The sequence below is a fragment of the Geodermatophilus sabuli genome, from assembly GCF_900215145.1.
Lineage (GTDB): Bacteria > Actinomycetota > Actinomycetes > Mycobacteriales > Geodermatophilaceae > Geodermatophilus > Geodermatophilus sabuli.
Genome location: NZ_OBDO01000009.1, coordinates 200,250 through 225,005, shown reverse-complemented (window position 1 = coordinate 225,005; position 24,756 = coordinate 200,250). Strand labels below are relative to the sequence as shown.

The window sequence follows — 24,756 nt, the reverse complement described above, 5'->3', positions numbered from 1 at the left end:
GTCACTGCGTGACGGTGTGAGTGGGTCACTGCGTGACGGCGTGAGCGGGTCACTGCGTGACGTACTCCGTCAGGTACACGTCCATGACCATCTCGTGGCCGTCCTCGGTGTAGGCCTCGACGATCTTCTGCTCGAGGGCCTCCTTGAGCGCGTCGCGGGCGCCGACGACGTCGCCCGGCTGCGCCTGCGAGTACGTGGAGATGACCAGGTCGAGGGCCTTGGACCCGTCGACGCCGCCGCCCCCGTGGCCGCCGCCGGCTGCCGCCTCGGTCAGCTGCAGGGCGATGCCGACCTTGAGGTAGCCGCCGCCGGCGAGGTTCACCGCGATCGACTCCAGGGGCAGGACCTCCCCGGCCACCGGCTCCTCGGCGGAGGCCTCACCGCTGCCGGCGAACAGGAAGAAGTAGGCGGCACCGGCGAGGGCGAGCACGGCGGCCAGGCCGACGACCAGGATCTTCTTCCTGCCGCCGCCCGCGGCCTCGTCGTCCGCGGGGGTCTCGTCCTTCTTGTTCCTAGCCATGGGTGCCTTCCTGGGGAGTGCCGGCGTCCAGGCCGGGCAACAGGTCGTTCGCCTCAGCGGAGGCGGTGGACAGGACGACGACGTCGACCCGCCGGTTCACGGTGATGGCGTTCGGGTCCGACGGCGGCACCAGCGGCCGGGTGTCGGAGTAGCCGTTGGCCACCATCCGCTGCTGCGGCACCCCGTCACCGGCGAGGTGCCGGACGACGGTGGTCGCGCGGTAGGCCGACAGCTCCCAGTTCGACGGCCACGGCCCGCCGGCGGTCACCGGCAGGTGGTTGGCGTGGCCCTCGACCCCGAGCTGGTTGGGCAGGTCACGGAGGGTGGGGGCGACGGCGTCGAGGATCTGTCGGCCCTCGGGGCGCAGCACCGCCTCCTCGGCGTCGAAGAGCACCTCGTCGGCGACGATGTGCACCACCAGGCCGCGCTCGTCGATCTCGAAGCGGGCGGCGCCGGCGTGGCCGGCGGCCTCCAGCGCGGTCTCGATCCGCTCGCGGGCGGCGGCCAGCTCGTCGTACTGCGCCTGCGCCTCGGCGGCGACCCGCTGCGCGTCGGCCAGGGCGGCCTGCGCCGCCGCGGCGTCGATCTCGGCCTGCTGGACGGTCTGCTCCGGCGGGATGGCCGAGGCGATGTCGATCGCGCCGGGCAGCCCGTCGAGCACCGAACCCTCCGGCGTCGGGCCGGTCAGCGCGGTGACCGGGCCGCCGAAGCTGGCCGCCAGGCCCTTGGCGAGCGCGGCGAACTTCTGCTGGTCGACCTGGCTCATCGCGAAGAGCACGATGAAGAGGACGAGGAGCAGCGTCATCATGTCCGCGTAGGACACCATCCACCGCTCGTGGTTCTCGTGCTCCTCCTCCTCGTGCTTCTTGCCGCGGCGGCGGCGGTGGCCGCCGGCGCTCACTGCGCCCCCCCGGCGGAACTCGCGAGCTCGCTCACGCGGCCTCCCTGGCGACCTCGCTGGGGGGCACGAGGGAGATGAGCTTCTGGCGGACGGCGCGCGGGCTCGTGCCGGCCTGGATCTCGGCGATGCCCTCGACGAGCAGTTCCATCTGCGCGGCCTGCAGCTCGCTGACGCGCAGGATCTTGGCGCCCATCGGGAGGAACCAGAAGTTCGCGGACATGACGCCCCAGAGGGTCGCGACGAACGCCGAGGCGATCATCGGGCCGAGGGACGCCGGGTCCTCGAGGTTGCCCATCACGTTCATCAGGCCGACGACGCAGCCGATGATGCCGATCGTGGGCGCGTAGCCGCCCATGGCGTTGAAGAACTTGGCGGCGACCTTGTCCTCCGCCTTCTTGGCGGAGATCTCGCCCTCCAGGACCCCGCGCAGCTGCTCGGGGTCGGTGCCGTCGATGCCCATCTGCAGCCCGCGCTTGAGAAACGGGTCCTCGATCAGCTTGACCTGGGCTTCCAGCGCCAGCAGGCCCTCCTTGCGGGCCTTCTCCGCGAGGCTCACCAGGGTCTGGATCTGCTCGGACGCCGGCGGCACCTTCGCCGGGAGCACGGCCATCTTGAACCAGGCCGGCATCTTCTTGAGGTCGGCCATCGTCTGGCTGGACATCGCCGCGCCGAAGGTGGCGACGATGACGAGGATGATCGCCGGCAGGAAGATCAGGGAGCTCGGGTCGGCGCCCTCCAGGACCATGAAGACCAGGAGGGCGACCATCGAGACGACGATGCCGATGAGGGTGGCCGGGTCCATGGGTCAGCGCTCCTCGCGCGCCGGGAAGGGGACGACGGCGGCGCGACCGTCGTCGTCGGCGGCGCGCACCGGGGAGCGGTAGGTGCCGCGGTCCATCTCGTAGGCGGTGGCGAGGATGCTGGCCCGGTACTCGCGGATCTCCACGAGCACCTCCTCGACGCTCTCCGTCACGACGTACTTGGTGCCGTCCACGAGGAACACGACGGTGTCGGGGTGGCCCTCGACCCGTTCGACCAGGTCGGGGTTGAGCGCGAACCGCTCTCCGTTCAGGCGCGTCACACGGATCACGGGTGGGGTCCTCTTGCTCGATCGGAGGGGGCGGGTGTGTCGCCGGAGCGTCACCGGTCTGTGGTGGTACATCGGCCCCGCGGGCGGGTGCCTTGAGCCGAACGGGTGGCCTCACCCCGTGGGGTGACCTGCGGGAACGTCGTCCGGACGCGCGACGGCCCGGCCCCTCGCAGGAGGGACCGGGCCGGGTGGCCTCCCCCGGGGGGCCGGCCACGAGCGTGCGAGTGGTGGACCCCTGGGGGAGGTCCTCCATCAGCGCTTGAGGTTCACCAGGTCCTGCAGGATCTCGTCGGAGCTGGTGATGACGCGGCTGTTGGCCTGGAAGCCACGCTGGGCGACGATCAGCCCGGTGAACTCCTCGGAGAGGTCGACGTTCGACATCTCCAGGGCGCCCGCGGCGAGCAGGCCCCGGCCGCCGGCGCCGGCCTGCCCGATGGCGGCGAGCCCGGAGTTGTTGGCGGCGCGGAACGTGCTGCTGCCGGCCTTCTCCAGGCCGCTGGGGTTGTCGAAGGAGGCGAGGGCGAGCTGGCCGAGGGTCTTCCGCTCGCCGTTGGAGAAGATGCCGGTGATCGTGCCGTCGCTGCCGAGGCTGAAGGACTGCAGGGTGCCGGCGCTGTAGCCGTCCTGGTCCGACGCGGTGGCGGTGGAGGCGCTGCCGTACTGGGTCAACCCGGTGAGGTCGACCGTCACGTCGGCCGCGAAGTCGATCCCGGCTGCAGCGGCGGTGCCCAGGGTGAGGCTCCCGCCGGTGAGCAGGGCGCCTGTCCCGTCGAAGGTCACCGCCGTGGCGGGGGCGAGACTGATCGGCGTGGTCGGGTCAGCGGGGTCCGGGGTCGTCGCCTCCACCGTCCAGGCGTTCTCGCCGGTCTGGATGAACGTGTAGGTGACCGGGATCGCGACGCCCAGGTCGTCGTACATGGTGATGCTGGTCTCCACCGTCGTCGGGGGAGCGGTGAGCGGACCGGCCTTCAGGTTCCCCTCCACGGCGCCGGCCCCGGTGGGCCTGGGCGCGGTGCCCTGGCCGTAGGGGATCGACAGGTTCCTGATCGGGCCGTTGGCGTTCACCGTGCCGTCGTTCTCCGCGGTCCAGCCCTGCAGGATCGCGCCGCTGTTGGTGACCAGGTTGCCCGCCGCGTCGAAGCTGAAGGACCCGGCGCGGGTGAACAGCTGCTCGTTGCCCGCCTGCACGACGAAGAAGCCGTCGCCCTCGATCATGAAGTCGGTGGAGCGACCGGTGTTCTGCGTGGCGCCCTGGGTCCAGTTGGTGGTGATGCCACCGAGCTTGACGCCGAGACCGACCTGCGCGGGGTTCGTGCCACCGCGGTCCTGGTTCGCCGACCCGCCGGACCGCAGGACCTGCGACAGGGTGTCCTCGAAGACCGTCTGCTGGCTCTTGTAGCCGACGGTGTTGACGTTGGCGATGTTGTTGCCGGTGACGTCCATCTTGGTCTGGTGCGCGCGGAGGCCGGAGATGGCCGAGAACATGGAGCGAAGCATCGGGAGGGACTCCTCAGGGACGACGGTTTCCGCGGAAACCGACCGGGCGGGTCAGGACGTGGTGGTCTGGGCGATCTCGGTGATGCGGCCCATCTCGACGGGAGTCGAGCCGATCATCGCGACGGCGTCGGCGCTGTCGGTGCCGAGCCGGACGGAGGTGACGACCCCGGACGCGCTGGCACCGGTCGTGTCGGTGTAGGTGATGGTCCGGCCGACCAGCGCGCCGGCGCTGCTGGACCGCTGCAGCGCGAGCAGTGAGGCGTTCTGCTCGACCATCTGCTCGAGCTTCTCGACCTGGCTGAAGGTCGCGGTCTGCGACATCATCTGGCTGCTGTCGGCCGGGTTGGACGGGTCCTGGTAGCGCAGCTGGGCCACCAGGAGCTTGAGGAAGGTGTCCTTCCCCATCTGGTCGGGCCGGTCCACCGTCGTCGAGGGCGGGGTGTGAGCCGCCCCGGCGCTGCTGACTGCGTCGGGCATGGTCGCCGTTCTCCGTTCTCAGACGCGGACGTCCACGCCGGTGGACGTGGAGGGAAGGGCGGTGGGGGCCGGGCGGCCCCCACCGGGGTCGCCGGCCCGTGACCACGGCCGGGGGCGGCCGTCGCCGCGGTCCTGACCCCCGTTGCGGTCGCCGAAGGCGTGCTGCTGGGCGGCGGCCCAGCCGTTGCCCGGTCCGCGGTCGACCGAGGCGTTGGTGCAGTTCAGGCCGGCGTTCTGCAGGTCCCGGCGCAGTTCCGGGAGGGCGTCGAGGAGGGCGTTCCGCCCCGCCTCGGTGGCGCCGCGCAGGGTGAGGTCGACCGCGCCGTGCTGGAGGGTCACCTGCACCTCGACCTGACCGAGGGTCTCCGGCGTCAGGACGACGGTCATCGTGTGCACGCCGTCGGGTGCGGTGCGCAGGACGGCGACGTGCGAGGCGACCTGGGTGGCGACAGGCGGTACGGCGCCGGCCGGGGCGGCCGCCGCCTGCGGCGCAACGATCGTCGGGACCGGCACGGGACCGGGAGGCGTCGGGCTCGTGGGCGTCGGTGCGGCCGGCGCGGGGGAGTCCTGCCCGGGATCCGCGCCGGCGCCGGTGCCCGTGCCGGTCGACGCGGTGTCGGCCGGCGGTGGGCCGGGTGCGGTGGCGCCGGGGCCCGTCGTGGCCGACGTGGGGGTCGGCGCGCCGTCGGTGGCGGCGGGGGGCGCGGGGACAACGGTGAGCCCCGGCAGTGGGCCGGTCCCGTCCGCCGGGATCGCGGGGATCGGCGTGGCGACGGTGGTGGACCGCGCCGCGGGCTCCGGGACAGCGGGGCTGCCGGTCGGAGCCGGGCCGGGCAGCACCGGGGCGCCGCCGAGGGACTCCGCCGGGACGGCGGCACCGGGGACTCCAGCAGCCGGGACGGCCGGGACGGCCGGGGCGCCGGGCGCAGTCGAGCTGGTGGCCGACACCGCGGTGCCGTCGGCCGCGCCAGAGGCGGTCCCCTCCGCGGGGGTGGTCGCCCCGCCGTGCAGCAGCAGCCACAGGGCTGGGGGCATCCCCGTCACCGCGGGCACCGTGGCGTCGGCCGGAGGCGCGTCGGTGGGGGCGGTGGTCGTCTCGTCGTCGGGAGTGGCCTCGGCCGCGGGCGCGTCGTCCCGGCCGCGGCCCGGGTTGCCGGCGACCGCGTCGTCCAGGGCGGAGGCGAACTCCTGCCCGGCGGCCGGGTCGGCCGCTGCGGTGCCGGCGCCGGGGACGGCCGGAGGCGCCGCCGGCATCACGGGAACTGTCATCGGTACGTCGCCGCCTTGCTCATCACGGACCGGACGTAGTCCTGGGTCTCCGGGTAGGGCGGGATGCCGCCGTGGCGGCTCACCGTTCCCGGCCCGGCGTTGTAGGCGGCCAGCCCCAGCTCGGTCGAGCCGAACCGGCCGGTCAGCTGGCTCAGGTAGCGGGCCGCGCCGTCGACCGCAGAGGCCGGGTCGAACGGGTCCACCCCGAGCCCGGCCGCGGTGGCCGGCATGAACTGCATGAGGCCCTGGGCGCCGGCCGGCGAGACCGCCGAGGCGTTGAAGCCGGACTCCTTCGAGGCCACCGCCGCGAGCAGCGCCGGGTCGACGCCGTGCCGGTTGCCGGCCCGCGTGAACAGGTCGGCGTAGGGGACGCCGGACAGCGCGGCGCCGGGGGACACCGAGACCGCCGCCACGGCCTGCTCCGGCAGGACCCGGCGGATGACGGTGGGGTTCCCCACCGACTGCACCTTGACCGTCTCGCCCTCCTGCGGCGCGGCGATCATCTTCCCGTCGCCGATGTAGACGCCCACGTGGTCGATGCCGGGACGGGAGGAGTGGTCGAAGAACACCAGGTCGCCGGGGCGGGCGTCGGTCAGCGAGGCCACGGCGGTGCCGGCGGTGGCCTGCTGGGAGGAGGTGCGGGGCAGGTCGATCCCGAGGTTGCCGAAGACGAGCTTGGTGAAGCCGGAGCAGTCCAGGCCCTTCGCCGGGTCCGTCCCGCCCCACAGGTAGGGGACACCCAGGTACTTCTGCGCCTCCGCGACCACCGCCTGCTCCGAGGCGGCGCCGGCCGAGCCAGTGGCGGCGGCCGACGTCGAGCCGGTGCCGCTGAGCCCGGCGGCCGAGGCCGCCGCCGCCCACGCGCTGCCGGTCGAGACCTGCACGGGGACGGCGAACCGCGTCTGGATCTCGCTGATCCGGGCCTGTACGGCCATCAGCCCGTCCACGGCACCTCCCCGGCGGGGGTGCGGCGGCCCGATCGGCCGGTCACGAGGTCGTCCACGGTCCTCTCCTCGGCAGCCTGCTCGGCCAGTCGGACCGCCTGGAGGTGACGTTCGCGCAACCGCTCCAGTCCCTTGGTCCGCTGCGCCGCCGCCGTCCAGGCAGCGCGCACCAGCTCGGCCTGCTCGGCGGAGGCGGTCGCCAGCGCGCGGGCGGCCGCGGCGTCCTCGGCCGCCACCCGGGCGAGCACCATCCCGGCGCGGAAGACGCCGGAGCTCACGGCCCCGGTCGGCACGGTGGCGGCGACGGCGCGTTCGGCCTCGGCGGCCCGGCGGTCGGCGTCGGCGGCCGCGCGGGCCGCCTCGGCGGCGGCCAGGGCAGCGGCGCGCTCCTCGACCCGCCGGACCTCGAGCACCGGCTGCAGGCGGAACCGTCCCCGTTTCACCGGGTGGACCGGGGGAGCGTCACGCCGCGCTCACGATCCGGTTGAGCCACGCCCACGACTCCGGGGCCGGGGTCAGCTCGCCGGTCGGCTGCTGCAGGAACGCCTCGATCGCCGGGGCCAGCTGCCGGGCACGGTCGACCAGCGGGTCGCTGCCGGCCTGGTAGGCGCCGATCTCGATGAGCTCCTTGACGTCGCGCAGCGCGCCCATCAGCCGCCGGACCTCGCGGGCGTCGGTCATCTGCGGTGGCGGGACGACGGCGCCGGCCACGCGAGAGATCGACTCCAGGACGTCGATGGCCGGGAAGTGCCCCGCGGTGGCGAGCTTGCGGGTCAGCACGATGTGGCCGTCGAGGATGGAACGGGCGGTGTCGGCGATCGGCTCGTTGTGGTCGTCGCCGTCGACGAGCACCGTGTACAGGCCGGTGATCGACCCGGTGGCGGCGGTGCCGGCCTTCTCCAGCAGCCTGGGCATCATCGCGAAGACGCTCGGCGGGTAGCCGCGGGTGGCGGGCGGCTCCCCGGCGGAGAGGCCCACCTCGCGCTGGGCCATCGCCGTCCGGGTGATGGAGTCCATGAGCAGCAGTACGTCGCGGCCCTGGTCCCGGAAGCCCTCCGCGATCCGGGTGGCGACGAACGCCGCCTTGAGCCGCACCAGCGGCGGCTCGTCGGAGGTGGCGACGACGACGACGGTGCGCGCCATGCCCTCGGGGCCGAGGTTCTCCTCGAGGAACTCCTTGACCTCGCGGCCACGCTCACCGATCAGACCGATGACCCGGATGTCGGCGTCGGTCCCGCGGGTGATCTGGGACAGCAGCGTCGACTTGCCCACGCCGGAGCCGGCGAAGATGCCCAGCCGCTGACCCTTGCCGCAGGGGACGAGCGTGTCCAGGGCGCGGACGCCGAAGGTGAGCGGCTCCTGCACGCGGCTGCGCGCCAGCGGGTGCGGGGTCTCGCTGACCAGGTCGACGAACTCCAGCCCGCCCTCCAGGGGCGGGCCGCCGTCCACCGGCCGGCCCAGGCCGTCGAGGACGCGGCCGAGCAGCGCCTCGCCGACCGGGACCTGCAGCGGCATGCCGGTGGCGCGCACCCGGGCGCCGGCGTGCACGCCGGAGAGCTCGCCGAGCGGCATGCAGGTCAGCCGGTCGCGGGTGACCGCCACCACCTCCGCGAGCAACCCGCGGGGGCCGGGGTTGACCTCCACCAGGTCGCCGACGGAGGCGACGATGCCCTCGACGGAGAGGGTGAGGCCCATCGCCCCCACCACCTGGCCGGTGACCTGCGGCCGGGCGGCGGCCCGGGCGCGGTCGAGCAGCCCGAGCCCGCTCACGGGGCGAGCACCGCCCGGACCCGCTCGAGCGCGCTGCCCAGCTGGGCGTCGACGCGGGAGGGGCCGGTCTCGGCGACCGCGCCGGCCCGCTCCACCGAGAGGTCACCGACGACCCGCACGGTGTCGGGCAGTGCGACGAGCGCCTCCTCGGGGATCTCGGCGAGGTCGTCCGGGTGCAGCCGGACGACGGTCGGCGCCTCGGCGGGACACAGGGTCAGCGCCCGCCGGAGCGCGTCGAGCGCGGGGGAGTCGGCGATGGCCAGCTCCCGGCAGAGCAGGTCCTCGACGAGGGTCAGCACGATGGAGATGACCGAGTCGCGCACGTCCTCGGCCACCGGGACGGCGGCCTCCTCCAGCTGGTCGACCGCCGCGCCCAGGGCTGCCGTGGCCGACACCAGGCGGCGCTCCCAGCGGGCCTGGACCTCGGCCAGGCGCGCCTCGGCGGCCCGCTCGGCCTCGGCGACGACCGCGCCGGCCGCCTGGACACCCTCGGCGTGGCCGGCGGCGTACCCCTCGCGGCGGGCGTGCTCGCGCAGCCGGGCGAGCTCCTCGGCATAGACGTCGCCCAGCCGGAAGGAGGGGCGGTTGGCCGGCACCGGCATGTCGGCGGCCCGGCGGATCGTCGTCCGTCGCTCGACCGGGGGCGGGGCCTCGCGCGGCGGGGGCACGGTGCCGCGGTACGGCGCCGCCGCCGCGGCGGAGGCCCCCCGCAGCAGCGCGCTCTCCCGCGGGCTGCCGTCGTCACGCGACGAACTCATCGTCCCCGCCACGCGAGATGGTCAGCACGCCCTGCTCCTCGAGGGTGCGGATGATCCCGACGACCTTGGCCTGGGACTCCTCGACGGTGCGGGTCCGGACCGGGCCGAGCAGCTCGATCTCCTCGGCGAGGTTCTCCGCGGCCCGCTCGGAGAGGTTGCGGACCACCTTGTCCCGGACGTCGGGCCGGACGCCCTTGAGCGCGGTGGCCAGGTCGTTGGCCTCCACCTCGCGCAGCACCAGCTGCAGCGACCGGTCGTCGATGGTGACGATGTCCTCGAAGACGAACATCTGGGACCGGACCTGGTCGGCCAGGTCCGGGTCGGTGGCGTCCAGCCACTCGAGGATCGACCGCTCGGTCGGGCGCGGGGAGCGGTTGATGATCTCCACGAGGGTCTCGACGCCACCCACGGTGCTCATGTCCTGGTGCGCGAGCAGCGACCCCATGCGGCGGCCGAGCTCCTCCTCGACCAGCCGCACCATCTCCGGGGAGGTGCGGTCCATGGTCGCGATGCGGTGCGCGACCGCGGCCTGCTGCTCCGGGGCGAACCCGGACAGCACCTCGGCCGACTGCGCCGCGGTCAGGTGCGCCAGCACCAGCGCGATCGTCTGCGGGTGCTCGTCCTTCAGGAAGGTCACCAGCTGACGGACGTCGGCGTTGCGCAGCGAGGAGAACGGCACCTCGGAGTAGACGACGTTCAACCGGGACAGGATGCCCTCCGCCTTGTCCTCCCCGAGGCCGGCGGCGAGGACCTCGCGGGCGAAGTCCAGCCCGCCCCGGCCCACGAAGCGCTGGGCGGTCATGAGGTGGTGGAACTCGTCGAGGACCCCGTCGACGTCGTCGGGCTCCACCGTGCCCAGCTTCATGAGCTCGCGGGTGATCTGCTCGACCTCGCGCGGGCGCATCTTGGCCAGCAGGTTGCCGGCCTCCTCCTTGCTCAGCTGCGCGATGAACACCGCGGCCTTGCGGATCCCCGGCATGTCCGGGGCCTGCCGCACCGCCGGCAGGGCGGCGGTCTGGGCGGCCGGGGAGATCCCGACCATCTGCTCCACGCTGGCCAGCGTCACGACCTGCTCCCCTCGCTCAACCAGCCGCGGAGCATCGCCGCGACCTCGTCGGGCTTCTCACTGACCATGGTGGCGATCTCGCCGCGCACCCGTTGCCGCTCCGCGGCCTCGAGCTCGGCCCGGGCGTTGTCGACCGGGATCTCGCGGGTGCTCTCGATGCGGATCCGGTCCAGCTCGGCGAGCACGTCGTCGGGCAGCCCGAGCTCCTCGTAGTCCTCGTCGTCCTCCCGGTTGCGGCGCGAGCGCAGCCAGACGATGAGCACCAGCAGGGCGATGCCCAGCGCGATGCCGCCGGTCTTGATCATCGACCAGAGCTGGGCCTGCCTCTCCGCCTCCTCGGCGGCCTCCAGCTCGGCGGCGGCCCGGTCGGCAGCGGTCGTGTCGAAGGCCATCGAGGCGACGGTGATGTCGTCCCCGCGGGCCTCGTTCAGGCCGACGGCGTTGCCGATGAGGTCCTGGACCTGGTTCTGGTTGAGGTTGCCCGCGACCGCCTGGTCCATGACCACCGAGACGGTCAGCCGGTTGATCGCCCCCGGTGCGCCCTGGACGGTCTCGACGGTCTCGCCGACGGCGTTGTTGGACGTCGTCGACTCCTTGTTGTAGGTCGACTCGCCGTTCCCGCCGGCGTCGGCGGTGTTCTCCGGACCGAGCACGCCACCGACGGTGGCGCCGGTGCCGGTGTACTCCTCGGTGCTGGTGCTCTCCGAGACCGGTGGCGTGCCCTCCTCGTACGTGTAGGTCTTCGAGGTGGTGTCGCGCTGGTTGAGGTCCAGGTCGGCGCGCACCGACACCTGGGCGTTGCCCGGGCCGAGCACCCGGTCGAGGATCACCTGGGCGTTGCTGGCCAGCCGGTCCTCGTACTCCTGCTCCAGCTGCGAGCGGGCGTCACCGGCGGCCGAGGTCACGCCCTGGCCCGGCGCCGAGAGCACCGTGCCGGTGGAGTCGGCGACGGTGACCTGGTCGGGCTCCATCCCCTCGATGCTCGAGGAGACGAGATTGGTGACCGCCTGGACCTGCCCGCCGGACAGCGACGTGCCCGGGGCCAGGTCCAGCAGCACCGAGGCGGTGGGCTCCTGCTCGTCGGAGACGAAGACCTCGTCCTCGGGCAGGGCCACGTGCACGACCGCCGACCGGACGCCGTCCAGCGCCTCCAGCGTCTTGGCCAGCTCGCCCTCGAGGGCACGCTGGTAGGACACCTGCTGCTGGAACTCGCTGGTGGTGATGCCCTGCTCCTCGAGCAGCGCGTACCCGGTGTCGGAGCCGGCGGGCAGGCCCTTGCCGCTCATCGACAGCCGCAGGTCGTAGACGGCGTCGTTGGCGACCATGATCGTGCCGCCGCCGTCGGCGAGCTCGTAGGCGACGCCGGCGGCGTTGAGCTCGTCGACGATCGCCGACGCGTCGGTCGAGGCCAGGTTGGAGAACAGCGGAGCCATCGTCGGGGCGGTCGTCCACCGGACGAAGAAGAACCCACCGAGGAGCAGCCCCGCGGCCAGGAGGCCGATGACGACCTTCTGGCCGAGGCTGATCGTGGACAGCGCGGAGCGGATGCGCTCCAGCGGCCCGGCGAGGGCGGCAGGCATCAGACCGGCATCCTCATGATCTCGTTGAAGGCCTCAACTGCCTTGTTCTTGACGGTCACGACCATCTCGGTGGCGAGCTTCGCCTCGTTGGCCGCGATCATGTAGTCGTGCACGTCCCGCAGGTCGCCGGTGGCGGCCTGGGTGGCCAGGTCGTTGGTCGCCGACTGCGTCGTCTGCAGCTGGTCCAGCGCGGTGGCCAGGACGCCGGCGAAGCCGGACCCCGTGGCCGACTGCGTGCCGGCGGCCGCCTCGGTGGTGGCGGCGACGTCACCGATCGCACCGATCGACGGCATGGACATCGACGGCATGGACATCGACGGCATGGACATCGTGGGGAACGCGACGCCCCCGATCGGCGACGTCACGCGTTCTTCCCGAGCTGCAGGGCGGCCTGGTACGCGTTCGTGGCGCGCTCGACGGTCGCGATGTTCGCCTGGTAACCGCGCTGGGCCATGACCATCTGGGTCATCTGCTCACCGAGGTCGATGTCGGGGTACTTCACGTAGCCCTCGGCGTCGGCCAGCGGGTGGTCGGGCGCGTAGACCGGCCGGCCCTCGCCGCTGCCGAACTCGGCACTGGCGACGCGCACCCCGCCCTCACCGGAGCCGTAGTCCACGGCCTGGGCGACGACGAAGCGCTCGCGGAACGCCTCCTCGTCGGTGCTGGTGACGGTGTTGAGGTTGGAGACGTTGTCGGACACGGCGTCGAGCCACTTCCGGTGGGCGAGGAGGCCGGAGCCGGCGACGTTCAGGCTGTCGAACACGCCGGTCACGCCGTCCGCAGGGCCGTGCGCAGGACGCTGTACTTGCCGTCGAGCGCGTTGAGGGCCAGCTGGTAGCGGAGACCGGTCTCGGTGGCGATGATCGTCTCGCTGTCGAGGTTGACGTTGTTGCCGTTGGTGTTCGTCGGCTCCAGCGACCGTGCGACGGTGCCGCCGCTGACGGTCGGCGTCTGCCCGTTGCGCAGCTGGCTGCGGAGGTCGGACTCGAAGGCGACGCGGCCGGCGAGGAAGCCCGGGGTGTTGACGTTCGCGATGTTGTCGGAGGTGACGCGCTGCCGCTGGGCCAGCCCGCTCAGGGCGGCGTGCAGCACTGTCGAGGTGACGTCGCCGATCATCGGGCGCTCGCCAGGTGGGCAGGGCAGGACACGATCGACCTCCGGGTACGCGGAAAGACACTCGCGAGCGAGTGAGGGGTCCGCCGATCCGTGGCGAGGGGCTGTGCTGTCCGTGCTCCTGCTCCATCGGCATCCCGAGTCCCAGGCATGACCAGATGTCGCCCACGGGAGTGGCCGGAGTTGGCAGATGGTGTGAACGAGGCGGGTGTGACTGCTGGGAGTGAGCAGGTCCGGGGAACGACCACGCCCCCCGCGGCACCGGGGGACCGGTGACCGCGGGGGGCGGGGAGTGCGGGTGGGGTTCGGGCGGGCCGGGCGTCAGAGGGCCTGGTCGATGTAGGAGGCTGCGGGCCGCGGCGCGGCGTAGGTCATGCGGGCGGCGACGTCGCGCTGCCGGCGGGACTGGATGATCGCCTCGACCAGTGCCTCGGCGACGGCGAGCTGGTGCTGGAGCAGGCGGGCGGCGCGCTCCCGCAGGTCGGCCGGGACGGGGCCGAGACCGGTGGGCGGCACCCAGTCCGCGGACCGGCGTCCCCAGGCCTCGACCTCCTCGTTCCGCTCGGCGTCCATGCTCGCCTCGGCGGCGAGGACCTCGCCCTCCAGTTCGTCGAGGACGGTCGCCCACTCCGCGTGGGGATCGCCGTCCCGACCGGGGGAGGGGCGGTCGGCGGTCATGCGGGCGCGGCGGCCAGCGAGACGGCGGCCTGCCGCCACGCGTCGCGGAGCGGCTCGACGACCTGGCGGCAGGAGACGACCCGGTTGCGATCGGCCTTGACGTTGGCCTGGATGAGCTCGCCGATCAGCCAGGTGTAGAGCGCAGCCAGGCGTGGGCCGCCCTCCCAGACGTCGACCTGCAGGCTGCTGCGCAGCTCGAAGACGATCTCCTGGGCGTGCTGCAGTTGGGCGCTGGCCTCTTCGCGGTCGCGGGCGGCCAGCGCGGTCTCTGCCCGCTCGAGGTCGAGAGCCAGGCGGTCGTAGAGCATGACGAGGAGCTGCTGCGGCGAGGCGGTGGCGACCGTGTCGCCCAGGTAACGGGCGCGCAGGGCGGCGGCACTCATGGGGTACTCCTGGGTCAGGGGTGGATCAGGGGTGGTGCGGGGTCCTTGGACGTCAGCTCTTGGAGTTGGTGTTCCACGACGGCAGGCTGCTGATCTGCGACGACAGCCAGGACGACTGGTTCTGCAGGGAGCTCAGCGCGACCTCCATGGCGGTGAACTGCCGGGTCAGCGTGGTGCGCCGCAACTCGAGGCGGATGTCCCAGGCGTCGATGCGGTCCTGGAGGTCCTCGGCGGTCGAGTCCTTGCCCTTGGCGAGCAGCGTCAGCGTGCCGGTGGTGTCATCCGAGGCCGTCTTGGCCAGCGCCGCGAGACGGGCGGCGAGACCGGTGGGTGTGGTCACGTCGTCCGTGGTGCCGGCGGTTCCGTCCGGGCCGTTCGTCCTGCTCGTCCCGGTGAAGAGACCCTGCACGAGAGCCGGTTCGGCGGTCAGCTTGCTGACGAACGTGGCCTTGTCGAAGTCCAGGTGCTGGCCGTCCTTGCTGAGCTCCACCCCTGCGACGGACAACGACCCGTTCGACCCCAGTGCCCGCGCGACCGTGTCGAGGATCTGCCCCGACAGTTGACGCAGGGTCGCGTCCCCCTTGAGCGCCGCCGACGTGCTCTCGTAGTCGGTGTAGGAGCTGATCGAGTCCAGCAGGCCGTTCGCCGCGTTGACCAGGGCCGCGACCTTGGTCGCGAGGGCCTCGGGATCGGCGGCCACCTTGAGGGTGACGGCCGCTGCGGGCTCACTGACGGTGATCACGGTGCCGTCCAGCAGCCCGGTGAAGGTGTTGGTGGACGAGGTCATGGTGAACGCGCCGGGCCCGGTGCCCACGGTCAGCTTGGCGTCGGCCCCCTGGGTGACGGGGTCGAAGGTGCCGGCCGCACCGACCGTGAACTCGGAGCTCGCCCCGGTCTTGCTGGTCGCGACCTGCAGCCGGTACTCGGTGGGGGAGACCCTGACCGCTGTCGCGGTCAGCCCGAGCTCCGTCTTGGCGTTGATGGCGGCAGCGGCCTCGGCGAGCGTGGCGGTGCCGTTTCCGTCGCGATCGAGGTCCAGGGTGGTCGTCGTGCCACCCATGGTGATGTCGAGGGTCGTCGCGCCGTAGTCGAGGTCGGCCGCGGTCTGGGTGCCGGTGACCGTCCAGATCTTGTCGCTGCGCACCGAGTGGGAGGTGGCGACGTTGTTCACGGTGAAGGTCACCGACCCCGGCGCGGCGCCCGCGGAGGCGCTCGCGGTGACGGTGGTCGAAGAGGCGGTGGCCTTCGCGGGCTTCCAGGCGTTGGCGTCGGTGGTCAGCGCCTCGGCGGCGCTGCGCAACGCGTCGAAACGCGTGTTGAGGGCGCGGTAGGCGGTGGCCTGGGACTGCGTGGCCGAGAGGCGCTGCTTGAGCAGCGTCTGCGGATTGGCCTCGATCTGCATCAGCTGGCTGATGATCGTCTGGGTGTCCATGCCGGACACCAGTCCGCCGACGCTCATGCCTGCCAAGACAGCTCCTCGGGGCTCGGGTGGTGCGGTGGGGGGAGAGCGCAGTGAGGGGGGAGGCCGGGGCCTCCCCCCTCACCGGGTGGTGCTAGGTCCTGCTCAGGTGGTGCTCCTCGATCAGCCCAGCAGCTTGAGGATGCTCTGCGAGGCCTGGTTGGCCTGCGCCAGCATCGAGGTGCCGGCCTGCGACAGGATCTGGGTGCGGGAGAAGTTGGTCATCTCCTTGGCCATGTCCGTGTCGCGGATCCGCGACTCCGAGGCGGTCAGGTTCTCGGCGGTCACGTTGAGGTTGTTGATGGTGTGCTCGAACCGGTTCTGCAGCGCACCCAGGTTGGCCCGCGAGGTCGAGACGGCCTTGATCGCGGTGTCCAGGGCGGTGATCGCGGCGTTGGCGCCGGCCTTGGTCGACAGGTTGACGTCGACGCCCAGGGCGGTGGCGGAGAAGCCGCCGGTGCCCGTGGCGTTGGCCGTGTCCGTCTTGGCGCCGGCGAGGCCGGTGCCCGTGATGGTGATGGCGGTGTCGGCCAGGCTGGCGTCGTTGGCACGGATCTCGAGGCCACCCGCAGAGGTGACCGAAGCGGTGAAGACCGCCGAGAACGCGCCGTCGTTGTTCAGCTGGTCGGCGATGTTGTTGGCGTCCGTGCTGACCGACAGGGTGCCGGTGGTGACGGAGACCCCGCCGACCTCGAGCGTGGCGACCGCGGCCGCGGTGCTGGCGGCACCGTTGGCCCAGGTCGCCTTCACGCCCTGCGCGCCGGTGGAGACGATGTCGACGCTGATGGTGTCCCCGGCTGCGTACCCGACCTGGAAGGACTTGGCCGTGTAGTTGCCGTCGAGCAGCTTGACGTTGTTGAAGGTCGTCTTCTCGGCGATGCGGGTCAGCTCGGCCTCGAGCGCGGTGGCCTCCGCGTTGATGGCGTCACGAGAGGCGTTGTCGTTCGTGTCGTTGGCGCTCTGCACGGCCAGGTCGCGCATGCGCTGGAGGATGCTGTGCGTCTCGGTGAGCGCACCTTCAGCGGTCTGCACGACCGAGATGCCGTCCTGGGTGTTGCGGACGGCGACCTTGAGGCCACCGATCTGTGAGCGCAGGCCCTCGGAGATGGCCAGGCCGGCCGCGTCGTCGGCGGCGCGGTTGATGCGGAACCCGCTGGACAGGCGCTCCAGCGACTTGTTCATCTGGCCGTCGGTGACCGACAGGTTGCGGTACGAGTTGAGTGCCGCGACGTTGGTGTTGACGCTGAGACCCACTGTGTTCCTCCTTGGAATCGGGTCGTTCTCCCGTTGCCCGCTGCATCCGTGCTGCGGGTGGTGCATGAGTGGTTACGGCCGGTTGGAGCCGGCTCTTGAGGCGAGTGCCGGATCTTTTTCGTGCAACCTCACTCAGGCGGGTCGGGCGCTGCTCCGAGCGACGTCCGCCCATGGGTTCCGCTGCCGGGGGAGCGGCGGCGCCGTGTGCGGGACGGGGGGTGCCGCCGATGGCGGGGCATTGCGGCCCGCGACCCGGTCGACGTAGGAGCGCTGCTGGTTGCGTGCCCGCACACCGCCGTCCGCCGGGACGGCCTTGCCCTCCCACACCTCGCTCATCGCCGCGTGCAGCAGGGTGAGGGCGCGGGCACGCATCTGGGAGACGCGGGAGAGGGTGACGCCCAGGTCCGCGGCGATGTCGGTCAGCGACTCGCCGCCGAAGAAGTTGCGCTCGACGACCTCGTCCAGCCGGTCCGGTAGAGCCTGGATCGCCTCGTGCAGGTAGCGGCTGCGCTCGCTGCGCAGCAGGGCCCGCTCGGGGGACTCCCCGGTGTCGGGCAGGTCGAGGGAGGAGCCGTCCGGCCCGGACTCGGCGTCGATGCTCACCATGACCGCCCGGTGCACGTCGACCTGGAGCGACTCCAGGTCGCTCCGGGCGATGCCCAGGCTGGCGGCGAGCTCCTCGCGCGTCGGCGGCCGGCCCAGGGACATCGCGAGGGCGTCCGCGGCGGCGTCCGTGCGTCGCGCCGCGGCCCGGACGCTGCGGCTCGCCCAGTCCCCGGACCGCAGCTCGTCCAGGACCGCGCCCTGCAGCCGCGCCAGTGCGTACGTGGCGAACGAGGCACCCGCCGACGGGTCGAAGCGCCGCGCCACCTCGACCAGCGCCACGCGAGCGCAGGAGAGGAGGTCCTCGCGGCTGACGTGACCGGGGAGGGAGATGCGGGAGGCCACGGCGTTGACGGCGAACGCGGCGAGGGGGAGGTGCTCGGTCACCAGGGCGTCGACGTCCTGACCCGGTGCGCCGGAGGAGGCGCCGCCCCGCGCGAGGGTGGGGGGCCGGGAGGCAGGGGTCCGCTCGGTCACCGGGGCACGCGATGCTCTCACGTCCCCTTCCTCGGCAGGTGCGAGCGCGGACGGGACCTCCTGGTCGGACGGGATCCCGACGGACTTGAGCACCTCGGCTTGACCTCGCCCGCGCCCGTGCCGATGGCTGGAGCGAGAACCCGCTGGCGGCACCGACGTCTGGCACGCGGGGCGAGGACGGAAGGACGGTGGCGGGAATGGACTACCAGCACCTGTCGACGTTGCTCTGGCGCGAGCAGGAGCTGCTGGACCTGCTGCTGTTCAAGGCCGAGGAGAAGCAGTACCTGATCGTCACGGGGAAGACCCGCTGGCTGGCGCGTATCGCGCACGAGATCGAGGTCGTCCTCGACCAGCTGCGCACGCTGGAGGTGGAGCGCGCTGCGACCACCGAGGCGATCGCCGCCCGCCTGGGGGTGGACGCCAATCCGTCACTGCGGAAGCTGGCCGAGGCGGCTCCCGCGCCGTGGAACGACCTGTTCGCCAAGCACCACGAGGCGCTGCTGGTCCTCGTCACCGAACTGCGGAGCCTCTCCGACGCCAACCGTGAGCTGATCGAGGGTGGCCTGGCCGCTCTCGGCGACGCGCTGCTGTCGGTCAAGACCCCGTCGGCCGGCACGTACGGCTCGACCGGCCGGTCGACGACACAGTCGACCCGCGCCGTCACGCTGGACGGTGCCCTGTGAGCACCTTCTCGGGCCTCAACACGGCGACCACCGCCCTCTGGGCGCAGCGTCGCGGACTCGACGTCACCGGGCAGAACATCGCCAACGTCAACACCGAGGGCTACTCCCGGCAGCGGGCGGAACTGCGCGCCGAGGGTGGCAACGCGGTCGCGGCCTTCTACTCGGTCAGCAACAGCGTCGGCTCAGGGGTCAGTGCCGACGAGGTGCTGCGCATCCGCGACACCTTCCTCGAGGGCCGGGCGCACGTGGAGCGCGCGAGCAGCCAGCTGCTCACCGCCCAGAACGACGCCTACAAGGCGATCGAGCAGGCGTTCCGGGAACCCGGCGACACCGGCCTGCAGAGCGTCATGTCGGAGATGTGGGCCGGCTGGGACGACGTCGTGAACGCGCCGGACGACCTCGCCGCCCGCAGTCAGCTGCTGCAGCGCCTGGACACGCTCGCCGGGGGGCTGCGCAGCACCCACGCCGCGCTCGACAAGCAGTGGGGGCAGACCCAGGAGAACCTCGACGCGCTGGTGGAGGATGTCAACAGCGCCACCACCGCCATCGCCAAGCTCAACCAGTCGGTGCGGCTGGCCGAGTTGTCCGGGCTCCCCTCCAACGAGCTGGCCGACCAGCGCGACCTGCTGATCGTCGGCCTGGCCGAGAAGATCGGCGCCACGACCATGCCCACGAAGGACGGCGGGCTGAACGTCGTCGTCGGTGGACTGACGCTCGTGGCAGGCGACTCGGCCATGCGACTCACGCTCGCCAAGGCCGCCACCGCTGACGACGCCTCCGCCACGTCGCCGTCCATCGTCACCGATCCCGGTGGCGTGACCGTCCAGGTGGGCGGGAAGGCCGGAGGCCAGCTGTCGGCGCTGCGCGAGATCCTGCCGGGATACCGCGACGAGCTCGACGGCATCGCCGTGCAGCTGGCCACCGAGCTCAACACGGCCCACGCCCTGGGGGTGGACCTGGCCGGCGTCGCCGGGAAGTCTCTCCTCGGGCACCCGACGGAACCGCTGAGCGCAGGCAACATCCGACTGATGATCAGCGACCCCAGGGAGATCGCCGCCTCGGCCGCGGCAGTGGGGACGACGACCTTCGACGGCGGCAACGCCGACAGGATCTCCCAGATCCGGCTCGGGGCCGAAGGCCCGGACGCCAACTACCGGGCGGCGATCGTCGAGCTCGGTGTGCAGTCCGCCGTCGCCGGACGCCGCCTGGAGATCCAGGCGGTGGTGACCAACCAGGTGGACTCCGCGCGGGAGTCGGTCGCCGGGGTGAACCTCGACGAGGAGATGTCCAACATGCTGCAGTTCCAGCACGCCTACTCGGCGGCGGCCCGAATGGTGACGGCGATCGACGAGGCGCTCGACGTGCTGATCAACCGCACCGGCGTCGTGGGGCGGTGACCTGATGCGCATCACCCAGCGCGCGGTCGCGCTCACCAGCCTCCAGGGCCTCAACCGCAACCTCGACGCGGTCGGGCACCTCCAGCAGCAGCTCACCTCCGGCCGGGCCATCAGCGCCCCCTCGGACTCGCCGACGGGTGCCAACCGGGCGATGCAGACCCGTGGCGACCAGGCCGCCGTCGCGCAGCAGGCCCGCAACCTGTCCGACGGCAGGAGCTGGGTCGAGGCGACCGACACGGCCCTCACCAGCATGACGGACATGACCCGCCGCATCCGCGACCTCACCGTGCAGGCGCAGAACACCGGCGCGCTGTCGGCAGCCAGCAAGGAGGCGCTCGCCGCCGAGGTCAAGACGCTGCGGGAGGGACTGCTCGCCGTGGCGAACCAGACCATCCAGGGGCGTCCGCTGTTCGGCGGGGTCACGAACGGCGGCAAGGCCTACAACGACGCGGGGGAGTTCATCGGCGATGCCAGCAACCAGGTGAAGCGCCGGATCTCCGACACCGAGGTCGTACGGATCGACGTCACGGGACCTGAGGTGTTCGGCGCCGACGACGAGAACCTGTTCGCGGTCATCGAGCGCATCGGCCGGGACATCACCGCGGACCCGGCCCGGCTGGCCGGCCACCTGACCGAGCTCGACGCGGTGACGGAGCAGATGCTGACCGCCATGGCCGGCGTCGGGGCCCGCGCGCTGCGCATCGAGAAGGCGGAGCAGGTCAATGCCGACCGCGGCCTCGACCTGACGACCCAGCTCTCCGCCGTCGAGGGCATCGACCTGCCGAAGACGATCATGGAGCTCGAGATGCAGAAGGTCGGTTACGAGGCCGCCCTCTCCGCAACCGCCAAGGCCCTGCAGCCGACGCTCGTGGACTTCCTGCGATGACGCTGTCGGCCGTCGCGACGCTGCCCCTGCTGTCGCTCACCGAGGCCCTGCCCGGTTTCCCCGGGCACCGCGACTACGTGCTCGTCACGGCCGACGGCGACGGCCGGCTCTTCTGGCTGCAGTCCATGGCGCCGGAGGGGCCGCGGTTCCTCGCCGTCGACCCGGGCATGTACTTCCCGGGGTACGCGCCCGTGCTGCCCCCGTCGGTGCGGGCCGACCTGGCGCTCACCGGGTCGACGGAGGCCCGCCTGTACTGCCTGGTGACGGTGCCGCCGGAGGGGCCAGCGGCGGCCACCGCGAACCTGCGGGCGCCGATCGTGGTCAACCCGGAGAACTGGCGGGCCACCCAGGTGGTCCTGCCGGACAGCACCCATCCCATCCGGCGTCCCCTGCGCCGATAACTGCACGGGGCGCGATCCGCGCCCCCGGGCGCACACGGCGCCCGGCGGATCCCGCCAGCACCACCGCCACGGACGGCTCCCACACAACCCATGGAGGGGTACCCATGCTCACTCTCACCCGCAGCGTCGGCGAGACCATCCGCATCGGCGACGACATCGAGGTGCACGTCGTCGAGGTCCGCGGCGGCACCGTCCGCCTCGGCTTCAAGGCCCCGCGAGAGGTGACCATCCACCGCGAGGAGGTGTACCGGCAGATCGCCGAGGCCAACCTGCTGGCGGCGCAGGTCACCGCGGACACCCTCAGCGCCCTGGCAGCGTTCGTCCCCGCGGCGGCGGGCGGACCGGAGGCCGCTCCCGAGCCAGAGCCGGCAGGTCACGAACAGGTCACGAAGGACACCGCGGGCTGACAGAACTGGCCGGGGGAGCACCCCCTGCTGTTGGCGGATCCTGCTGACCACCTCAGCGGGTCAGCAGGTTCCGCTATCGACACGGGCAAGAACTGCCGAAGTGACTGCCCGACTACTGCGATCTGCACAGCGAGTGTTGTGCTGTTTCCGCACCGTGCATGCGCGAGAGTTGCCCCAAGCACGTCACAGGGGGCGATCACCATGCAACAGAGCGCAGTCACTGAGTCCGGTACCGCAGCGTTCGACGCGGAGTCCGACACCGTGGTCGTGCACGTCCAGTTGCGGCCGCGCCGCGGGTCGACCCGGCGCTGCCTCGCCGCGCTGGCCGAGCTGGCCGGGGAGCACCCCGACGTCTCCTTCGACCTCACGGGGCTGAGCAAGGACGACCGCGTCGTCCGCGTCACCGTCGGGGTCGAGCTCGGCCCGCGGGCGGCCGTCGCGCGGTTCTCGCCCGAGGCGCAGGCCGCGTACGCCTTCGTCAGCGCGGTGTTCACGACGCTGTACGACCACATGCCGGTCTACACGGTCGAGCCGAGCGGGGCCGAGCGTGCCGCCGCGGTCGACCTGGTGGCCCGCCTGGAGTCGGCTGCCGAGGTCGCCGTCCCCGCGCCGCGCCAGCCCCTGCCGGCCGAGCAGTTCGCCGGCTGACCTCCTCCCCGGCGCCGTCCTGGTGCCCGACGCGGCCTCGTCTTCCCCACACAGTCGCCAGGAGCTCTCCGTGTCCGACCGCATCCCCACCTCTCCCGCCGTCTCCGCCGACCGGTCCGCCGCCGCGCGCGGCCGGGGACCCCTGGTCTTCGGCGGCATCCCCGAGGCCGAGGGGTGGACCCTCGCCCCCATCACGCCCCGCGACCGGGTGCACTTCCGCGTCGACCGGGAGCTCCCGCTCGACGAGTTCCGCCGGGAGCTGCCCGACGGCGTCACGGTCACCTACGACCAGGGCGACGGCCTGTACCGGGTGGACGGCGCGTGCGGGTCGGGGCCGGTGCTCGCCGACTGGGTGCGGGCGTGGTGCGCCGGGCGCGGGATCGGCACGGTGGGCCTGCGCGCGGAGGCCGGCGTGCGCCGCCGGGCGCCCCGGGACCTGCCGCCGGCCTACCTCGATGCGCTGTGCCGCCACTACCTGCCGGTGAGCCTGAAGCGGCTGCAGCGGAACATGAGCACGCTGCGGCTGCACCTGCCGGACCCGGACGACCTCACCCAGCAGGTGAGCGAGTGGATCCTCAAGGCGGTCGGGCAGTACGACGAGACCAAGGGTGTGCCGTTCGGCGCGTTCCTCGCCACGCAGCTGTCCAAGTGGGTGCACGACCTGGGGCGCAACGCCCACGGGCGTACCGCCGCCGACACGGAGAACAAGCAGCAGAAGGCGATCGCGGCCTTCCTCGCCGAGCACCAGCGCAAGCCGAGCGAGAAGGAACTGGCCGCCTACATGGGGCAGAGCGTGGCGACGCTGCGGCGCAACTCGCAGACGGTGGCGACGCTCAACGGCCTGCGCAACCTGCAGTCCCTGGACGGCGGACCCGAGGGCGCCGAGATCATGCTCCCGGACACGCACGAGGCGCCGGACGAGATCATGGGGGAGGCGGAGCAGACGCTGCTGTCGCACGCGCTGACCGCCGCCTGCGCCCCCGACCCGGCCGCGCGGGCGGACCAGAGGGCCGGGCAGCCCAACGTGCTGGGCTGGGCGACCTGGTACCTCACCACCTGGGGCGGGCGGACCAAGACGCAGTTGTCGGCGGACCTGGGCACCTCGGTGCGCAACATGAACGTGCACGCCGACCGGGTGGAGCGCAGCCTCAAGCAACGTCTGGTCGAGCTCGCGGACTGATCTGTTCCGTCTGCGGAAATGGGCCGTTCTCCGGGTCGAATACCGCCTCGGCCTGCCGATATCTCCATCGTGATGGAACGCACGGGACCCCGCCGCACCAGCGGGCCCGTGCCGGGGCAGGGCGCCCGGTGAGCGCCCTCGCGGCGGACGAGCCGACCCCCGACGTCCTGCTGCCGCACTGGCTGGCCGCCGTCGACCGCGAGCAGCTGGCGACCGTCGTCCGCGGTGCACTGGCCGACTCCAGCGTGCACCCGGTGGCCGCCGTGCACCTGGCCGACGTCCTGACCGAACTGCACGTCGCAGCTGCCCGCGACGCGGTGTGGCCGGCCCCGGCCGCCCGGGTGCGGCGGGTGACGGGCTGGGGTGCCGACGTGCTGCCGGTCCGGCTGTCCGCGCGGGAGCTGGCCAGCGTCCTGGACCTGCCCGCCCTGCCGGCACCGGTGCGCACCGCGCTCGGCCGGGGACGCGCGTGAACGCCCGACCGGGCGGTGGCCCCGGCCTGCTGCAGCGGCTGCGCCCCGCACCGGTCACCGTGGCCGACCTGCGCGACGCCGTGTCCGGGGTGCTGCCCCGGCTGACGACCCCGCGGCTGCGGATCGCCGTCGTCGAGGACCGGATCGACGGTCCGGTCCTCGTCGTCGAGGAGGGGGAGCGGCGGCAACGGGTGCCGCTCCAGGACCTCGCCGAGGACATGACCGACGCCCGTGTCGCGCCCGGCCCGGACGCGGTGGGCGCCGCCCTCGTGGCCTGGGTGCAGGCCCGCCCGGTACCGGACGCGACCGCGGCGGAGACCGGCGTCGCCGTCCTCGACTGGACCGATCGGACCCGGACCGCGATCGGCTGGCGCGTCGTCGTCCGCCGGGGGCGGACCGCCCTGCCCTGGACGCCGTCAGCCGACCTCGGCCGGGAACAGCTGCGCCGGGTCCGCGAGGCGGCCGCCGCCCGGTCCGCGGACGTCCCCGGGGAACTCCGCGTCGAGGGCCCGGTGGCCCTGTGGTCACACCCCCAGGTGCCGCTGCTGGCCTCGGCGGTGCTGGTGCGGCCGGATCGGCTGCTCGACCGGATCGCCGCGGCGGGCCTGGCGGTGAGCGACCCGCACGTGGTCGTGACCCCGAGCTCGGCGCTGGCGTGTGCCGGAGCGGGTGTCGCCGCCCGCCTCGCCGGTGAGACCGGTGAAGCCTGCGTGCGCCTGCCGTGGCAGCACCTCGCCCGACTGCGCTGGATCTGAACAAGGACCCCGCTGCCCCCCACCACTCGCAGGCTCGCGGGTGGGGCCTTGCACCAGGGCCGCTCGCCCGGACTCTGTACAGCGGCT

General features: G+C 72.8%; 30 protein-coding genes. 9 read left to right on the top strand and 21 right to left on the bottom strand.

Annotation, left to right across the window (positions count from 1 at the left end; genetic code table 11):
- Positions 1-49: 49 nt before the first annotated feature.
- The 21 genes from CRP39_RS19755 to CRP39_RS19655 all read right to left on the bottom strand — a co-directional run bounded on the left by CRP39_RS19755 (position 50) and on the right by CRP39_RS19655 (position 17,860).
- Positions 50-520 carry a flagellar basal body-associated FliL family protein gene (locus CRP39_RS19755; RefSeq protein ID WP_097208079.1) on the bottom strand — a complete coding sequence of 157 codons (471 nt, stop codon included), beginning with the start codon at positions 518-520 and terminating at the stop codon, positions 50-52.
- Positions 513-1,421: an OmpA/MotB family protein gene (locus CRP39_RS19750; protein WP_097208078.1), complete on the bottom strand. Its 909-nt coding sequence runs from the start codon at positions 1,419-1,421 to the stop codon at positions 513-515. Before CRP39_RS19750 ends, CRP39_RS19755 begins: the two co-directional genes overlap by 8 nt.
- A 31-nt stretch (positions 1,422-1,452) precedes the next feature.
- Positions 1,453-2,223, bottom strand: a complete 771-nt coding sequence (locus CRP39_RS19745; protein WP_097208077.1) for a flagellar motor protein — start codon at positions 2,221-2,223, stop codon at positions 1,453-1,455.
- 3 nt (positions 2,224-2,226) lie between these two features.
- A complete protein-coding gene (locus tag CRP39_RS19740) occupies positions 2,227-2,511 on the bottom strand; it encodes a flagellar FlbD family protein (RefSeq protein ID WP_097208076.1) in 285 nt (94 codons plus the stop codon).
- Between the two features lie 252 nt (positions 2,512-2,763).
- The gene (locus CRP39_RS19735; protein ID WP_097208075.1) at positions 2,764-4,008 is read right to left on the bottom strand and encodes a flagellar hook protein FlgE; all 1,245 of its coding nucleotides are present in this window, start codon (positions 4,006-4,008) and stop codon (positions 2,764-2,766) included.
- A gap of 51 nt (positions 4,009-4,059) precedes the next feature.
- Positions 4,060-4,485, bottom strand: a complete 426-nt coding sequence (locus tag CRP39_RS19730; RefSeq protein ID WP_097208074.1) for a flagellar hook assembly protein FlgD — start codon at positions 4,483-4,485, stop codon at positions 4,060-4,062.
- Between the two features lie 18 nt (positions 4,486-4,503).
- On the bottom strand, positions 4,504-5,754 hold the full coding sequence (locus tag CRP39_RS19725) for a flagellar hook-length control protein FliK (RefSeq protein WP_097208073.1): 1,251 nt from the start codon (positions 5,752-5,754) through the stop codon (positions 4,504-4,506).
- Positions 5,751-6,701, bottom strand: coding sequence for an NlpC/P60 family protein (locus CRP39_RS19720; RefSeq protein WP_097208072.1), 951 nt, complete (start codon positions 6,699-6,701; stop codon positions 5,751-5,753). Before CRP39_RS19720 ends, CRP39_RS19725 begins: the two co-directional genes overlap by 4 nt.
- Entirely contained in the window at positions 6,689-7,141 is a 453-nt protein-coding gene (locus CRP39_RS19715; protein WP_097208071.1) for a flagellar export protein FliJ, read from the bottom strand. The genes CRP39_RS19720 and CRP39_RS19715 overlap by 13 nt, the downstream gene beginning before the upstream one ends.
- 19 nt (positions 7,142-7,160) lie before the next feature.
- Positions 7,161-8,468, bottom strand: a complete 1,308-nt coding sequence (locus CRP39_RS19710) for a FliI/YscN family ATPase (RefSeq protein ID WP_097208070.1) — start codon at positions 8,466-8,468, stop codon at positions 7,161-7,163.
- Positions 8,465-9,226, bottom strand: coding sequence for a FliH/SctL family protein (locus CRP39_RS19705; RefSeq protein ID WP_097208069.1), 762 nt, complete (start codon positions 9,224-9,226; stop codon positions 8,465-8,467). The genes CRP39_RS19710 and CRP39_RS19705 overlap by 4 nt, the downstream gene beginning before the upstream one ends.
- Complete coding sequence (gene fliG, locus CRP39_RS19700; RefSeq protein ID WP_172442530.1) at positions 9,210-10,292, bottom strand: flagellar motor switch protein FliG; 1,083 nt, start codon at positions 10,290-10,292, stop codon at positions 9,210-9,212. The genes CRP39_RS19705 and fliG overlap by 17 nt, the downstream gene beginning before the upstream one ends.
- Positions 10,289-11,872, bottom strand: a complete 1,584-nt coding sequence (gene fliF, locus CRP39_RS19695) for a flagellar basal-body MS-ring/collar protein FliF (RefSeq protein WP_097208068.1) — start codon at positions 11,870-11,872, stop codon at positions 10,289-10,291. Before fliF ends, fliG begins: the two co-directional genes overlap by 4 nt.
- Positions 11,872-12,237: a flagellar hook-basal body complex protein FliE gene (fliE, locus tag CRP39_RS19690; RefSeq protein WP_245853982.1), complete on the bottom strand. Its 366-nt coding sequence runs from the start codon at positions 12,235-12,237 to the stop codon at positions 11,872-11,874. Before fliE ends, fliF begins: the two co-directional genes overlap by 1 nt.
- Entirely contained in the window at positions 12,234-12,635 is a 402-nt protein-coding gene (locus CRP39_RS19685; RefSeq protein WP_097208166.1) for a flagellar basal body rod protein FlgC, read from the bottom strand. The genes fliE and CRP39_RS19685 overlap by 4 nt, the downstream gene beginning before the upstream one ends.
- Positions 12,636-12,640: 5 nt before the next feature.
- Complete coding sequence (locus CRP39_RS19680) at positions 12,641-12,988, bottom strand: flagellar basal body rod protein FlgB (protein WP_097208067.1); 348 nt, start codon at positions 12,986-12,988, stop codon at positions 12,641-12,643.
- 318 nt (positions 12,989-13,306) lie between these two features.
- Positions 13,307-13,663 (bottom strand): hypothetical protein, encoded by a 357-nt coding sequence (locus CRP39_RS19675; RefSeq protein ID WP_097208165.1) that lies wholly within the window; start codon positions 13,661-13,663, stop codon positions 13,307-13,309.
- Complete coding sequence (fliS, locus tag CRP39_RS19670) at positions 13,660-14,046, bottom strand: flagellar export chaperone FliS (RefSeq protein WP_097208066.1); 387 nt, start codon at positions 14,044-14,046, stop codon at positions 13,660-13,662. Before fliS ends, CRP39_RS19675 begins: the two co-directional genes overlap by 4 nt.
- A 52-nt stretch (positions 14,047-14,098) precedes the next feature.
- Positions 14,099-15,505, bottom strand: a complete 1,407-nt coding sequence (gene fliD / locus CRP39_RS19665; RefSeq protein ID WP_097208065.1) for a flagellar filament capping protein FliD — start codon at positions 15,503-15,505, stop codon at positions 14,099-14,101.
- A gap of 123 nt (positions 15,506-15,628) precedes the next feature.
- Positions 15,629-16,759, bottom strand: a complete 1,131-nt coding sequence (locus tag CRP39_RS19660) for a flagellin N-terminal helical domain-containing protein (protein WP_097208064.1) — start codon at positions 16,757-16,759, stop codon at positions 15,629-15,631.
- A gap of 132 nt (positions 16,760-16,891) precedes the next feature.
- Positions 16,892-17,860, bottom strand: coding sequence for a sigma-70 family RNA polymerase sigma factor (locus tag CRP39_RS19655; protein WP_245853981.1), 969 nt, complete (start codon positions 17,858-17,860; stop codon positions 16,892-16,894).
- Between the two features lie 176 nt (positions 17,861-18,036).
- Between CRP39_RS19655 and CRP39_RS19650 the strand changes: the two genes are divergently transcribed.
- The 9 genes from CRP39_RS19650 to CRP39_RS19610 all read left to right on the top strand — a co-directional run bounded on the left by CRP39_RS19650 (position 18,037) and on the right by CRP39_RS19610 (position 24,669).
- Positions 18,037-18,522, top strand: a complete 486-nt coding sequence (locus CRP39_RS19650) for a flagellar protein FlgN (protein ID WP_097208063.1) — start codon at positions 18,037-18,039, stop codon at positions 18,520-18,522.
- Positions 18,519-19,919 carry a flagellar hook-associated protein FlgK gene (gene flgK / locus CRP39_RS19645; protein WP_097208062.1) on the top strand — a complete coding sequence of 467 codons (1,401 nt, stop codon included), beginning with the start codon at positions 18,519-18,521 and terminating at the stop codon, positions 19,917-19,919. Before CRP39_RS19650 ends, flgK begins: the two co-directional genes overlap by 4 nt.
- A 4-nt stretch (positions 19,920-19,923) precedes the next feature.
- A complete protein-coding gene (gene flgL / locus CRP39_RS19640) occupies positions 19,924-20,805 on the top strand; it encodes a flagellar hook-associated protein FlgL (RefSeq protein ID WP_097208061.1) in 882 nt (293 codons plus the stop codon).
- Positions 20,802-21,206 (top strand): flagellar assembly protein FliW, encoded by a 405-nt coding sequence (gene fliW, locus CRP39_RS19635; protein ID WP_097208060.1) that lies wholly within the window; start codon positions 20,802-20,804, stop codon positions 21,204-21,206. Before flgL ends, fliW begins: the two co-directional genes overlap by 4 nt.
- Positions 21,207-21,310: 104 nt before the next feature.
- A complete protein-coding gene (csrA, locus tag CRP39_RS28390) occupies positions 21,311-21,613 on the top strand; it encodes a carbon storage regulator CsrA (protein WP_097208059.1) in 303 nt (100 codons plus the stop codon).
- Positions 21,614-21,814: 201 nt separating this feature from the next.
- The gene (locus CRP39_RS19625; protein ID WP_097208058.1) at positions 21,815-22,261 is read left to right on the top strand and encodes a hypothetical protein; all 447 of its coding nucleotides are present in this window, start codon (positions 21,815-21,817) and stop codon (positions 22,259-22,261) included.
- A gap of 70 nt (positions 22,262-22,331) precedes the next feature.
- The gene (locus CRP39_RS19620) at positions 22,332-23,441 is read left to right on the top strand and encodes a sigma-70 family RNA polymerase sigma factor (protein ID WP_097208057.1); all 1,110 of its coding nucleotides are present in this window, start codon (positions 22,332-22,334) and stop codon (positions 23,439-23,441) included.
- Positions 23,442-23,569: 128 nt separating this feature from the next.
- Entirely contained in the window at positions 23,570-23,914 is a 345-nt protein-coding gene (locus CRP39_RS19615) for a hypothetical protein (protein ID WP_097208056.1), read from the top strand.
- Positions 23,911-24,669 carry a hypothetical protein gene (locus CRP39_RS19610; protein ID WP_097208055.1) on the top strand — a complete coding sequence of 253 codons (759 nt, stop codon included), beginning with the start codon at positions 23,911-23,913 and terminating at the stop codon, positions 24,667-24,669. The genes CRP39_RS19615 and CRP39_RS19610 overlap by 4 nt, the downstream gene beginning before the upstream one ends.
- Positions 24,670-24,756 lie beyond the last annotated feature (87 nt).

Bases quoted from the DNA above. Each gene is read 5' to 3' on its own strand.
- CRP39_RS19755 (WP_097208079.1), bottom strand. From the start codon at position 520: ATGGCTAGGAACAAGAAGGACGAGACCCCCGCGGACGACGAGGCCGCG.
- CRP39_RS19745 (WP_097208077.1), bottom strand. From the start codon at position 2,223: ATGGACCCGGCCACCCTCATCGGCATCGTCGTCTCGATGGTCGCCCTC.
- CRP39_RS19735 (WP_097208075.1), bottom strand. From the start codon at position 4,008: ATGCTTCGCTCCATGTTCTCGGCCATCTCCGGCCTCCGCGCGCACCAG.
- CRP39_RS19730 (WP_097208074.1), bottom strand. From the start codon at position 4,485: ATGCCCGACGCAGTCAGCAGCGCCGGGGCGGCTCACACCCCGCCCTCG.
- CRP39_RS19725 (WP_097208073.1), bottom strand. From the start codon at position 5,754: ATGACAGTTCCCGTGATGCCGGCGGCGCCTCCGGCCGTCCCCGGCGCC.
- CRP39_RS19705 (WP_097208069.1), bottom strand. From the start codon at position 9,226: ATGAGTTCGTCGCGTGACGACGGCAGCCCGCGGGAGAGCGCGCTGCTG.
- fliF (WP_097208068.1), bottom strand. From the start codon at position 11,872: ATGCCTGCCGCCCTCGCCGGGCCGCTGGAGCGCATCCGCTCCGCGCTG.
- CRP39_RS19680 (WP_097208067.1), bottom strand. From the start codon at position 12,988: ATGATCGGCGACGTCACCTCGACAGTGCTGCACGCCGCCCTGAGCGGG.
- CRP39_RS19675 (WP_097208165.1), bottom strand. From the start codon at position 13,663: ATGACCGCCGACCGCCCCTCCCCCGGTCGGGACGGCGATCCCCACGCG.
- fliS (WP_097208066.1), bottom strand. From the start codon at position 14,046: ATGAGTGCCGCCGCCCTGCGCGCCCGTTACCTGGGCGACACGGTCGCC.
- fliD (WP_097208065.1), bottom strand. From the start codon at position 15,505: ATGAGCGTCGGCGGACTGGTGTCCGGCATGGACACCCAGACGATCATC.
- CRP39_RS19650 (WP_097208063.1), top strand. From the start codon at position 18,037: ATGGACTACCAGCACCTGTCGACGTTGCTCTGGCGCGAGCAGGAGCTG.
- flgL (WP_097208061.1), top strand. From the start codon at position 19,924: ATGCGCATCACCCAGCGCGCGGTCGCGCTCACCAGCCTCCAGGGCCTC.
- fliW (WP_097208060.1), top strand. From the start codon at position 20,802: ATGACGCTGTCGGCCGTCGCGACGCTGCCCCTGCTGTCGCTCACCGAG.
- csrA (WP_097208059.1), top strand. From the start codon at position 21,311: ATGCTCACTCTCACCCGCAGCGTCGGCGAGACCATCCGCATCGGCGAC.
- CRP39_RS19625 (WP_097208058.1), top strand. From the start codon at position 21,815: ATGCAACAGAGCGCAGTCACTGAGTCCGGTACCGCAGCGTTCGACGCG.